At 35.2% G+C, this 12988-nt stretch carries 11 protein-coding genes and 2 tRNA genes; 10 read left to right on the top strand and 3 right to left on the bottom strand.

The window, feature by feature from the left end; all coding sequences use genetic code 11:
* Positions 1-82: 82 nt before the first annotated feature.
* Positions 83-1513: an ankyrin repeat domain-containing protein gene (locus tag AAHF52_RS03720; protein WP_264376619.1), complete on the bottom strand. Its 1431-nt coding sequence runs from the start codon at positions 1511-1513 to the stop codon at positions 83-85.
* Positions 1514-1816: 303 nt separating this feature from the next.
* Between AAHF52_RS03720 and AAHF52_RS03725 the strand changes: the two genes are divergently transcribed.
* Entirely contained in the window at positions 1817-2773 is a 957-nt protein-coding gene (locus AAHF52_RS03725; protein WP_213863789.1) for an IS5 family transposase, read from the top strand.
* Between the two features lie 234 nt (positions 2774-3007).
* Here AAHF52_RS03725 and AAHF52_RS03730 read toward each other — a convergent pair whose 3' ends face one another.
* Positions 3008-3964 (bottom strand): IS5 family transposase, encoded by a 957-nt coding sequence (locus AAHF52_RS03730; RefSeq protein WP_213863789.1) that lies wholly within the window; start codon positions 3962-3964, stop codon positions 3008-3010.
* A 514-nt stretch (positions 3965-4478) separates the two neighbouring features.
* Here AAHF52_RS03730 and dnaE point away from each other — a divergent pair.
* From dnaE to AAHF52_RS03775, 9 genes are all read left to right on the top strand, one after another.
* Complete coding sequence (gene dnaE / locus AAHF52_RS03735; RefSeq protein WP_264376620.1) at positions 4479-7799, top strand: DNA polymerase III subunit alpha; 3321 nt, start codon at positions 4479-4481, stop codon at positions 7797-7799.
* A gap of 49 nt (positions 7800-7848) precedes the next feature.
* Positions 7849-8622 carry a 30S ribosomal protein S6 gene (rpsF, locus tag AAHF52_RS03740; RefSeq protein ID WP_052264806.1) on the top strand — a complete coding sequence of 258 codons (774 nt, stop codon included), beginning with the start codon at positions 7849-7851 and terminating at the stop codon, positions 8620-8622.
* Positions 8622-8900, top strand: coding sequence for a 30S ribosomal protein S18 (gene rpsR, locus AAHF52_RS03745; protein WP_015587948.1), 279 nt, complete (start codon positions 8622-8624; stop codon positions 8898-8900). Before rpsF ends, rpsR begins: the two co-directional genes overlap by 1 nt.
* Before the next feature lie 3 nt (positions 8901-8903).
* Positions 8904-9458, top strand: coding sequence for a 50S ribosomal protein L9 (rplI, locus tag AAHF52_RS03750; protein ID WP_019236699.1), 555 nt, complete (start codon positions 8904-8906; stop codon positions 9456-9458).
* A gap of 130 nt (positions 9459-9588) precedes the next feature.
* A complete protein-coding gene (gene purB, locus AAHF52_RS03755) occupies positions 9589-10890 on the top strand; it encodes an adenylosuccinate lyase (RefSeq protein WP_007302075.1) in 1302 nt (433 codons plus the stop codon).
* Positions 10881-10952: transfer RNA gene (locus tag AAHF52_RS03760), tRNA-Met, on the top strand. The genes purB and AAHF52_RS03760 overlap by 10 nt, the downstream gene beginning before the upstream one ends.
* A gap of 634 nt (positions 10953-11586) precedes the next feature.
* A complete protein-coding gene (cutA, locus tag AAHF52_RS03765) occupies positions 11587-11922 on the top strand; it encodes a divalent-cation tolerance protein CutA (RefSeq protein WP_063630722.1) in 336 nt (111 codons plus the stop codon).
* Positions 11913-11984: transfer RNA gene (locus AAHF52_RS03770), tRNA-Gln, on the top strand. The genes cutA and AAHF52_RS03770 overlap by 10 nt, the downstream gene beginning before the upstream one ends.
* Before the next feature lie 138 nt (positions 11985-12122).
* Positions 12123-12551, top strand: a complete 429-nt coding sequence (locus AAHF52_RS03775) for a hypothetical protein (RefSeq protein WP_264686189.1) — start codon at positions 12123-12125, stop codon at positions 12549-12551.
* On the opposite strand, the gene AAHF52_RS03780 is transcribed toward AAHF52_RS03775, so the two are convergent.
* Positions 12548-12838, bottom strand: coding sequence for a hypothetical protein (locus tag AAHF52_RS03780; RefSeq protein WP_264376622.1), 291 nt, complete (start codon positions 12836-12838; stop codon positions 12548-12550). The two genes, AAHF52_RS03775 and AAHF52_RS03780, sit on opposite strands and share 4 nt — an antisense overlap.
* Positions 12839-12988: the final 150 nt, after the last annotated feature.

The raw sequence follows: 12988 nt of genomic DNA on the forward strand, positions 1-12988 counted from the left end.
TCCAAATAACCCTTCGTTGTTATTCAAGCAGCCCCTTCATTGTCATCCCAGTACTGGGATCCAGGAACCTGCGTCACGCGCTCTAATATGAAGAAATGCTAGTAACTCCCTGCTGTTCATTTATTGAGTTGACAATTGGTTTTTCTGCTCCATCAACTTTAGTACTAGGCTTTAGTAATTCATATGTAGCACAACCAACTACCAGTGCTGCTGCTGTAACTGCAACCACTGCTATAACGATAGGTATCAACTGAGCTGTAATTGTTCCAGTTGTAAAAAGTGCCACTGCTATAGCAGTGCCTAATAATGTATTCACTCCACCAGCAATCATTGCCTTATTACGTGCTTTCACAAAAGAACCTCCTCTTGCGTCTAATAGAGCTTTTACTACGTCTTGATTCTTAGCATAACCTTCAGCATAATCTAAAGGAGTCTTTCCATATCGATCTACTGCGTTAACATTTGCTCCTTCTTGGATTAAAACCTCTACTGTCTTTTTGTGACCATTCCTAGCAGCGAAATGCAAAGGAGTCGCATCACGCCAACCTTTCTCATTAACATTTGCTCCTTTTTCGAGTAAAACCCCTACTATATTTGCTCGACCATGAAGAGCAGCGACATGTAAAGGAGTCCACCCTTCAATATCTACTGCATTAACATTTGCTTCTGCTTTGAGTAAAACCTCTACTGTCTTTTTGTGACCATTCCCAGCAGCGAAATGCAAAGGAGTCGCATCACGCCAACCTTTCTCATCAACATTTGCTCCTTTTGCTAGTAAAACCTCTACTACACTTGCGTGACCATTCCTAGCAGCGAAATGCAAAGGAGTCGCATCACGCCAACCTTTCTCATTAACATTTGCTCCTTTTTCGAGTAAAACCCCTACTATATTTGCTCGACCATGAAGAGCAGCGACATGTAAAGGAGTCCACCCTTCAATATCTACTGCATTAACATTTGCTTCTGCTTTGAGTAAAACCTCTACTGTCTTTTTGTGACCATTCCCAGCAGCGAAATGCAAAGGAGTCGCATCACGCCAACCTTTCTCATCAACATTTGCTCCTTTTTCGAGTAAAACCTTTACTACATCTACGTGACCATTCTTAGCAGCTAAATGCAAAACAGTATTACCCGAATGATCTCTCTCATCAACAACTACTTCTTTTTCTAGTAAAAGGTTTACTATATCTACGTGACCATTCCCAGCAGCTAAATGCAAAGGAGTCATATCATACCAATTTTTCCGATTAACATCTGCTCCTTTTTCTAGTAAAACATTTACTATATTTGTGTAACCATTCTCAGCAGCTATCGTTAATAACGTACACTCACAGAAGAAGAGAGAAAATACATAATTTACATCAAATTTACCTTCCTCCCAATTTTTATATAGACCTTGATCCTGTTCCTCTAGTTCTGTTTTTATTTTCTCAATTATATTATTGAGATTTAAATCTTTCTCAGCCTCAATCGTCTTTAGTACTTTTTCCAGTGACTCATATCCTCCTGTCATAATTCTACCTTCAATATTAAACAATATGTTTAATTATTACATAATTATGATGAAAAGTCAACTCAAATAAGCTAATAACCGGGATTGTGAATAGTAAATTAGATTCAAATAGCCTCTTTGGTGTCATCCGAGTAGCTTGACACTGGAATCTAACTAAGTTGGTAAACACGAAAGCGCTTTTTTTGACGGAATTGCACAAAAAAACTGGATGCCAGTGGGCTTTGTTGCACCACTCAAGGAAAGAACAGGCAGTTACTGATGGAATTTGTTATAAAATAGATATTTAGCCGACAAAGGAAAAATATGCCAATAAGAATGAAAGTCAGTAACTGCAATGAATATAACAAATTTCTTCAAGAAAGGGGAAATGTTTTTCATTATATCAACGATGCCATTGAAAATTGGTACGAAAATAGTCCAAAAGTAGCAGGTGGCAACAATGTCTACAGCGACAAAGTAGTGATTCTAATTCACATAATAACCTATCTATTCAGGATTGGTCTTAGGCAAACAGTGGGATTTATAGAGAAATATCTTGAGCAAATAGGGAAAATTTTGCAAATTATCAGCTATTCGCAGGCTTCAAGAAGGTTTAAAAAGCTTAATATCAAAATCAACGACTGCAGAGTTGATAAGAACGATATGGAAGATATTGAAATTGCTATAGATAGTACAGGTATCAGCATCTACAATAATATTCCAGGCCATAGTAAGGCAAATGGTACAGATAGAAAGTATCGCCGCTATGAGCAAACAAGAAAGCTACATGTAATGCTAGAGATAGGTAGTAAAAAAGTTATAGCTGCAAAATACAGTAGTGGAGTTTATTCCGACCACTATGGAGCCTGTGATCTTATTGAAAGAGTGGATACCAAGTATAACATAAGCACGATATATGCAGATAGGGCATATAATCGAAAGAAGTTATACAAACTGTGCGATGAGCTTGACATAAAGACAAGGATTCCTCCGCAAAATAATGCAGTAGAGCATCCAAAGTTGGATTATATGAATGAGAGAAATTCTACAATCAAGCTCATAAAGTCATATGATGAAGATGGTATGAAGAGGTGGAAAAAAGAGATAAATTATTGGAAGAGATCTTATATAGAAAGTTTTTTCTCGCGACTGAAGCAAATATTTGGATTTAGTTTTAGGAATAAATCTGAGATTAATCGTGAGAAGGAACTGCTACTCAAGTGTTATTTGCTTAACAAATTTACTGAAATAGGCATGGCTAAGTTTGATATAGCTTCATGAATTTATTATACATTACCCACTATCCGAAGAGCTGTGCAACAAAGCCATGCCAGTGTCAGCTACTTGCATGACATCATCTTTTTTATCAGATGCATATGAAACCAGTGCTTTCTTGTCATCCCAGTACTCCTTATTCTTGTCATTCGAGTAACCCCTTCAGTGTCATCCGAGTAGCTTGACACTGGGATGGCTTTGTTGCACAGCTCTTCGGATAGTGGGTAATGTATAATAAATTCATGAAGCTATATCAAACTTAGCCATGCCTATTTCAGTAAATTTGTTAAGCAAATAACACTTGAGTAGCAGTTCCTTCTCACGATTAATCTCAGATTTATTCCTAAAACTAAATCCAAATATTTGCTTCAGTCGCGAGAAAAAACTTTCTATATAAGATCTCTTCCAATAATTTATCTCTTTTTTCCACCTCTTCATACCATCTTCATCATATGACTTTATGAGCTTGATTGTAGAATTTCTCTCATTCATATAATCCAACTTTGGATGCTCTACTGCATTATTTTGCGGAGGAATCCTTGTCTTTATGTCAAGCTCATCGCACAGTTTGTATAACTTCTTTCGATTATATGCCCTATCTGCATATATCGTGCTTATGTTATACTTGGTATCCACTCTTTCAATAAGATCACAGGCTCCATAGTGGTCGGAATAAACTCCACTACTGTATTTTGCAGCTATAACTTTTTTACTACCTATCTCTAGCATTACATGTAGCTTTCTTGTTTGCTCATAGCGGCGATACTTTCTATCTGTACCATTTGCCTTACTATGGCCTGGAATATTATTGTAGATGCTGATACCTGTACTATCTATAGCAATTTCAATATCTTCCATATCGTTCTTATCAACTCTGCAGTCGTTGATTTTGATATTAAGCTTTTTAAACCTTCTTGAAGCCTGCGAATAGCTGATAATTTGCAAAATTTTCCCTATTTGCTCAAGATATTTCTCTATAAATCCCACTGTTTGCCTAAGACCAATCCTGAATAGATAGGTTATTATGTGAATTAGAATCACTACTTTGTCGCTGTAGACATTGTTGCCACCTGCTACTTTTGGACTATTTTCGTACCAATTTTCAATGGCATCGTTGATATAATGAAAAACATTTCCCCTTTCTTGAAGAAATTTGTTATATTCATTGCAGTTACTGACTTTCATTCTTATTGGCATATTTTTCCTTTGTCGGCTAAATATCTATTTTATAACAAATTCCATCAGTAACTGCCTGTTCTTTCCTTGAGTGGTGCAACAAAGCCCACTGGGATCCAGAACAGGTAATAAGAAGCACTGAAATGACATCTCTATAGAACTCCTAACCAATCAAAAATATTAAGAAATTTACCAAGCAAAAAAAGGCAAAAGAATCCCCCAGTAGTGAGTTTTAACCCTATAATAATGTAAATCGGCATTGTAATAATGTGCTAACGCTTATTTAAAGCGCGTTTTGGCTGAATGTAGAAAAAATAAAAAAGACATGCAGCCGCTATAATTTTATGTAATCTGCCAATATATACCTGAGTTTTTTACTGAATTTTTGTTGTTAAATCTGCAGAGATTAAAAACAAGGATAAATACTCTTATTGTCATGATAAGAAGACTGATGAGGTTTGTCAAGTTGACTCTATTGCATATCCTTATAAGTAAATTAATGTTATCCTTAACTATTGCTAATCTAAAATTTTTTATGTTCATACACTTACGTGTTCATAGCGTTTATTCTCTGCTTGAGAGTTCGGTTAAAATTGAGGAGCTGATTGGTCTTTGTTTGCAGAACAAAATGCCGGCAGTTGCAGTTACTGATTCAGGCAACTTATTTGGCTCACTTGAATTTGCAGAATATGCAGCAAATAAGGGAATACAGCTAATAGTAGGATGCAATATTATCGTTCGACACTTAGAACAAAATTTATCAATACTCCTACTTGCAAAAAATGAACAAGGGTACACTAATTTAGTCACTTTGGTGAGTGAGTCTTTTAAAAAGCGCAAAAATAGCAGCGATATTCCCTACGTTGATTTTGATGAGCTATTAAGTTTTAATACAGGTCTAATCGCCTTAACTGGTGGATGTTTGGCTCAACTGTTATTGGAGCAAGACAAAGAAACGGTTGAAAAACTGCTTTCAGCATTCGATGGTCATTTATATGTTGAATTGCAGCGTCATGGGCTGAATAAAGAGCTAGAGCTTGAAGAAGCTTTAATAGATTTTGCTTATCAGCGCAATATACCACTAGTGGCAACGAATGATGTGTTTTTTTCAAATAGATCTGATTATGAAGCTTATGATATATTAACGTGCATATCGGAGGGCAGTTATGCCCTGGAGAATAACAGAAAGAAGTTAACTACCGAGCATTACTTCAAATCTGTGGCAGAAATGGAGGAACTGTTCAGCGACATTCCCGAAGCAATTTATAACACTTTAGTGATAGCTAAGCGGTGCTCTTACATGCCAAGAAGCAGGCAGCCTATCTTGCCTAAATTTCCTTGTCGAGAAAATAAAACTGAGAATGAAGAACTGAGGGAGCAGGCAGTTGCAGGATTAGAATTCCGCATTGCAAATGAAACGGACATAGACCTTAAACAATACTACGATCGGCTGAATTACGAACTAAGCGTAATAACTTCGATGAACTACGCTGGCTACTTTTTGATAGTTTCTGATTTCATTCGTTGGAGCAAAGCAAATGGCATTCCAGTTGGACCGGGAAGAGGTTCTGGTGCTGGATCAATTGTTGCTTGGAGCTTGCAGATTACAGATCTTGATCCAATAAAATTTGGTCTGATCTTTGAAAGATTTTTAAATCCTGATCGTGTATCGATGCCTGACTTTGATATCGATTTCTGCCAAGAGAAAAGGGACCTGGTTATTGATTATGTTCAGAAAAAGTACGGTTATGTTGCTCAAATAATCACTTTTGGAAAATTGCAAGCAAGGGCAGTATTGCGTGATGTTGGTAGAGTATTGCAAATGCCTTACTCTCAAGTGGATAAAATATCTAAAATGGTTCCATTTAATCCAGTAAATCCTGTAACTTTATCGCAAGCGATAGAGTTTGATCAAAATCTTCAGAAAGAAAGGGATAGTGATGAAGTAATTGCCAAACTTCTTGATATATCTCTAAAGCTCGAAGGAATATATCGTCACGTTTCAACTCATGCTGCTGGAATTGTAATATGCGATCAAAAATTAGAAAATTTTGTTCCCGTCTATTATGATCCAAATTCGGCTCTGCCAATCACTCAATACAGCATGAAATATGTAGAGAAAGCTGGGTTAATAAAATTTGATTTTCTTGGACTTGGTACGCTAACACTAATAGATCATGTATGTCGTTTAATTAATCGTGATAAAAAAAAATTTGATATTTCCTCAGTTTCTTTGATTGATCAAAGAACCTATGAAATGCTCTCAAGAGGTGATTCAATCGGAGTGTTTCAGCTTGAAAGTTCGGGAATGAGAGAAGCTTTAATAAAACTAAAGCCAGACTGCATTGAAGATATCATCGCTTTAATTTCTCTTTATCGCCCAGGGCCTATGGATAACATTCCAACTTATGTTGCAAGAAAGCATGGACTTGAAAAGCCAGATTACATTCATCCATTGCTTGAGGAGGTGTTAAAAGAAACATTCGGAGTAATAATCTACCAAGAACAGGTAATGGAAATAGCGCGTATTCTCTCTGGATATAGCTTAGCAGAGGCGGATTTACTCAGACGTGCCATGGGTAAGAAAATTAAGGCAGAGATGGATAAACAACGTGAACTTTTTGTTCAAGAAGCAACAAAAAACGGTGTTGATTACGACAGGGCAAGTTATATTTTTGATCTTGTTGCAAAATTTGCTGGTTATGGATTTAATAAATCCCACGCTGCAGCATATGCGATTATATCTTACCAAACAGCTTACCTTAAGGCTAACTACCCGCTAGAATTTTTTACGGCCTTGATGAATCTCAACATTGATGATAGAGACAAACTGAATTTGTTTTATCATGCTGCAAAATTCAGTGGAGTTGCTGTTCTTTCGCCTGATATCAGCAAATCTAAGGCTGAATTTTCAATAGAGGGTGAGCACATACGCTACGGAATTGCTGCTTTGCGTAATGTTGGTTTTGCTATAGCAGAAGGAATAGTAAATGCACGCTCAAGTTCTTATAAGGACATATGGGAATTCATTCAAAATTTGGGGCATATAATAAATAAAAGGGCATTAGAAAGTTTAATTAAATCTGGAACATTCGATAGTGTGCACAAAAATAGAAAGCAGTTATACGAGTCAATAGACACATTGATTTACTTTGCAAATAAAAATAGGCAGTCAAATCAAGCTGCTTTATTTGGTAATCTTGATATTCTGAAGCCAAAACTTGAGAACGTGGAAGATTTTAATGAAGAGGAAAAATTAGAGCATGAGTTATTTTCATTGGGATTTTACTTAACTAATCATCCACTTGAAAAGTTTAGAACTCTCTTGAAAAAATTAAATATTGGGTTTATCGGAGAGAGTAAAACGATAAAAACTGCTGGTGTAATATTAAATGTGCGTATGAGAACCTCAGAACGTGGAAGATTTGTTATACTAACACTTTCTGATCCCCACAATGTTTCTGAAATAGCATTCTACAATAATGAAATAATAGAAGAAAAAAGGAATCTATTTTCACCTGGAGCATTTGTGATAATTGATCTTGAAATTTCAGAAAACACAACGAGACTATCAGGAAAGGACATATCTGAATTTACAGAAAAGGTTACTTCTCTAATGAAAGGATTAGTTTTAACTGCTGTATGTTCAGACTCGCAAAAAGTTGCTGAGGAGTTGAATGCAGTGTTGAAAAATGGAGGCAAAACCAAAATAATGCTAAAGTTTCTTCTCGAAAAACATAAAGTCAGCATCTTGTTGCCAGGTACATATTCAATCACCCCCAAAGCTATTTATGAAATATCTCACTTAAGTTGGATTGAAGACGTAGAAATTAATACAAATAACTTGCTTATATAAAAAAGTTTTATATAATTAAAGTGTTTAATTGATATTAAAGGAAGATATAGTGAATCTCTATGAATTTACTTTTATAGCACAACCGAACTTATTGCAGCAAGAAGTAGAAGAAATGGTCCAAGAATTGGCTATTTTGTTGAAAAATATTAAAGCAGATGTTATTTCTCAGGAGGTTAAAGGTCTCATAGAAAGAGAACATAGCACAGTTATAAAACAAGAGCTAGAGGCAAGTACCGAAAGCATTAAAAAAAGTCTGATTGTTTACTCTGATTTTTTGGAAACTCTGACAAAAATTTTGTGGGTTGAATTGGAAGAAGATTTTTCAAATTTAAAAGAAATAAAGTCAAGAATCGATAAAGAATTGAAAAATGAACTAAGTGATACGGGAATAAAACAAAATTTTATGGACCTTCCAGGAGCTAACACTAAAAGTGCATTTATCTATAATGTAGTAAATGCTTTTAAGGAAAATATTTCACAACATCTAATAAAGCCCCTTCAAGAGGTTTTAAAAAGTTTTAAAATAGTAGACTCAAATCAATTGAATAAAACGCTGGAAGTGCTTTTGAAAAATATTGAAGCTTCAGGATTGATAAAATATGAATATTGGGGTCTATTGGATTTTGCATACCCAATAAATAAGATGAAAAGTGGTCATTACTGTATGATGTGTATAAGTTTTACTTCAAGCATTATGGATGAATTTGAGCGTAGAGTAAAACTGAATGAGAATATTATTCGCCACTTGTCTGTACGGGTTAATGAGTTTTTTAAAGGTAAATCTTACATGATGGATAAACAAATTGAGGAGAAAAGTGCATAATGATGAAAAGACGAAATAGTTTTAATAATTCTTACGTGTCTGTAAATAACAGAACTGGCTTTAGGCGTCCTAAGGTCTGTCCTCTTGCTGCATCTAAAGATGAGGACATAGACTATAAGAATATAGATTTATTGTCCAAATTCACCTCTGACTATGGTAGAATATTACCTAGAAGGTTAACAGGTGTGTGCGCAAGAAAACAAAGAAAGTTGCGCTTAGCAATTATAAGAGCACGCTTTTTAGCTCTTGCTCCTTACTGTACTAAAAAAGTTAGGTAATTTATGTTAATAATTTTAAAGGAAAATATAACAACTTTAGGTAAGCTTGGTGAAGTTGTCAAAGTTAAGCCAGGTTATGCACGTAATTTTCTTTTTCCACAAAAAAAGGCGATGAAAGCCACTAAGGAAAATTTAATAAAGTTAGAGGAACAGCGTTTATTATTGGAAGAAGAAAATACCAAAAAATTAAATGCAGCAAAAGTGCTTGCATCATCACTGCATGATAAATTTATTATATTAATAAAGCAAGCTTCAGAGGATGGAAAGATTTTTGGCTCTGTAACCACACGTGAAATTGCAAAAACTTTATTACAAGAAGGATATGATATAAGTCATCATAGTTTATCTTTGGGTGGAATAAGCATCAAAAATTTGGGCGAGTATCAAGTGAATATAGAATTACATAGTAAAGTGATAGTGCCAATTACTATATACGTTGTCAGATCTGAGAAAGATGCACATGAATTAAGGCAAGCAAAGTTGCAAAATCAGAAATCTGAGCAACAAGAGGCAGAGCAAGATGCGAGTAAAGAAGCTACTGATGCTGATGATAGCTGATCAAAGATGATCCCTTGTTATAGTCGTAAAGAAATGTCTTCCATTGCTAAGCTGGTATCATCCCAGTGCTCCCCTCATGTCATTCCAGTGCATGACACTGGAATGACACCATTATTGGAATAAATCAAAAATGATTCCACGCTATAGCCGCAAAGAAATCTCTTCTATTTGGGAAGAAAAAAATAAGTTCAACATATGGCTCAAAATAGAAAAATTAGCATGTGAAGCTCAAGCAAAATTAAAAGTTATTCCAAATGATGTTGCTGAAAAGCTCTCTGGTGCTATTGAATTTGATATTGAGCGTATTAACGAAATTGAATCCATTGTAAAACATGATGTTATAGCCTTTTTGACATATATTGCTGAAAAAGCGGGAGTTGATGTTCGTTATCTCCATTACGGAATGACAAGTTCTGATGTTTTAGATACATGCTTTGCAGTGCAGTTGAAAGAGTCATGTGATATTTTACTCAAGAATCTAAAAAATTTACTTATAGTATTGAAAAAAAAAGCTGAGGACTATAAAGATATTGTTTGTGTTGGGCGCAGTCATGGAATGCATGCAGAACCAATAACTCTTGGATTAAAATTTGCTAGATTTTATGCTGAATTTAAACGCAATTATCAGAGATTAATTAGCGCGCAAAAAGAGATCTCAATTTGTAAAATATCAGGTGCAGTAGGTAATTTTACAAATATTAATCCATTTGTTGAAGAGTATGTAGCGAAAGAAATGGGACTCATACCTGAAACCATATCGTCTCAAGTCATCCCTCGTGATAGACATGCCATGTTCTTTTCAATTTTGGGAGTAATTGCAAGCTCAATAGAAAATATTGCAATTGAGATTCGTCATTTGCAAAGAACTGAAGTAGGCGAAATCTCTGAATATTTTTCCACTGGACAGAAGGGAAGTTCTGCTATGCCGCATAAGTGTAATCCTATTTTAAGTGAGAATTTGACTGGGCTCTCACGCTTAGTACGCAGCTACGTTTTTCCTGCATTAGAAAATGTTGCATTATGGCACGAACGAGATATATCGCACTCGTCTGTGGAAAGGTGCATTGCTCCTGATGCTTGTATAGCAATGGATTTTGCTTTAGTACGATTAACAGATTTGATAGATAAATTGGTGATCAATAAGGAAAATATTGAAAAGAACTTAAATTCTTCAAAAGGCTTGGTTTTTTCACAACGAGTATTACTCGAGTTGGTAAATAGTGGTTTGGCGAGGGAAGAGGCGTATAAAATTGTTCAGAGCAATGCAATGAAAGTGAAACAAAACAATAGTGATTTTCTGGCCGAACTGAAACAAGATAAATCCTTACTTGAAGTTATTAACTCTAAAAAACTTGAATCTTTGTTTGATTTGAAGTATTATACGAAGCATGTAGATCATATATATAGCAAGGTTTTTAATGAGGCTGAGTAGCTCAGTGGTAGAGCAGGAGGATCATAATCTCTTGGTCGGGGGTTCAAATCCCTCCTCAGCCACTCAAGCTAAGCTATGGTTTGGCGATAGCAGCGCATTTGACAAAATAACGTGATTCATTGTCAATTAACTGAAGTCTTTTTTCAGTTGTTCATATAGTATATGGAATAATGTATGTGAAGTGATAAAGATACAACATTTGTTGTATCTATTCAGGGGAATGGCTAATGGTATCCGTTCAAGAAAGTGGTAAGGTAGATGAGAAAAGACAACTAAATGAATTTCATCCGAGTAGCTGACACTGACATCTATATAAAGACAATCTAATGCACTCATTTAAAGTGAAGTTTTCTGGATCCCAGTGTCTAGGCACTGGGATGAAAAGAGTTGACTTGAATGACACCGAATAGGCACTGGGACAGAGGCTACTTGAATAATATTTCACCATGTCATTCCAGCACTTGATGCTGGAATCCAGAAGTTTTTTGAGCACAAAAGTCATGCTAAGTTTTTGTTGTTAAGAAAGGCTGGATAGCTACTTGCATGACAAGAGGAGAACTACTGGGATGACAAGGGGAGAGCTACTAAATGACATCTTCAATTTCTATGTGTCAAGCACTGAAGAGGTCTCTCCTATTTTCTCTTGATGAATAAATCTAAGTAGAGTATAGTAAAAATGCATTTATGTAGCGATTAATGAGCAACTTAGTTTTAGTCTATATAACTTTTTCAAACCTGAAAGAGGCTAAGACTATTTCTGAAGAATTGTTAAACGAGAAGTTAATTGTATGTGTAAATATATTTCCCGAAGTAAATTCTCTGTATTTATGGGAAGGTAAAATTAATAGTAATTGTGAAATAGTGGCAATTATGAAGAGCAGGAATGATCAGACTGATAAGATTGTAGAAAAAATCGAGGCAATGCATTCTTATGATCAACCAGCCGTTGTGATAATACCCATAGGAAAAGCGAATAAATCTTTTACTAATTGGGTTAATAATGTTATTGATATAAACAATATTGGGGTGTAGCCAAGTGGTAAGGCAGCGGTTTTTGATACCGCCACGCGAAGGTTCGAATCCTTCCACCCCAGCTTTATTAAAGTGTGCGTGAAATGATATCACTTTTTTATAAATTAAGGTTATTTAATTATATACTGGGCAGCTTGAAAGATATAGTTGTCAAGCTATTTCTTTTCACTCTGTATCTTTATACATCGAGCATTATGCTCATGTTTCTCACCAGTGGCTTTTGGTATGCTGTAGAGTTTAGCTCTTTCAAAAATGCATTTTACCATTTGTATCAATATTTAAAATGGTATTATGAAAATAGAGATGATTTGGGTTATGGAGTTTCTATTAGAATATTAGTAGCGTTTCTTACTCCGCATTTTCTCTACAAATTATTTTCTGGCACAGGCTGGAAGTCTTTTTTCAAGGAGAAGATAGTTCAGATACTCAGCACAAGAAGAAAAATGAGTAATAAACCAAATGGCAGTAGTTATGGTTATAGTAATCAGAACAGTTACGGTAACAATAATCTTCAAGAGGCAGAACGGAAAGTGAATATGATAAAGCAGCTATTAATCCAAGATATAGATGAAGCTATAGAAAAAAGATTAAATGATATTTTTCTTGGTGAGAGGGGTAAACCTCATTAAAAGGGCTTTATCTTTTTTAGAATTGGCTGTATTTTGTTTTTTACGTATAATGGATCGCAATCAGCCAGTATACATGTTTCAACAAAATCTTGACTGAAGTCTGATAGCCAGGAAATTGCTTTACGTTTCTCTAACAAGCTTTCTGTTTTTTTACAGTTACTTGCTGCATCAATCATTGCCTGTGATATCACTGATTGCCACAGTATGCAGTACCTTTGTATATCATCTAAAGTGCTATTTGCTTCGTGATGGTGAAAAAATTCTTTGAAATTGAAGTTATTTGACATTACGTACCTCTTTAAGTTGAAAATTAGAATTTGAAGTAGTGCGAAAGTTGTCTGCTGCAATGAGTAGCCTTTATGACAGTCAGACCGGGTTTTATGTGAGCTATAAATGTTTAAGAAATTATATCTGTTCAGATCTATGTGAAACCAGTG

Origin of the sequence: Wolbachia endosymbiont (group B) of Melanargia galathea, assembly GCF_964030625.1 — a bacterium.
GTDB lineage: Bacteria > Pseudomonadota > Alphaproteobacteria > Rickettsiales > Anaplasmataceae > Wolbachia.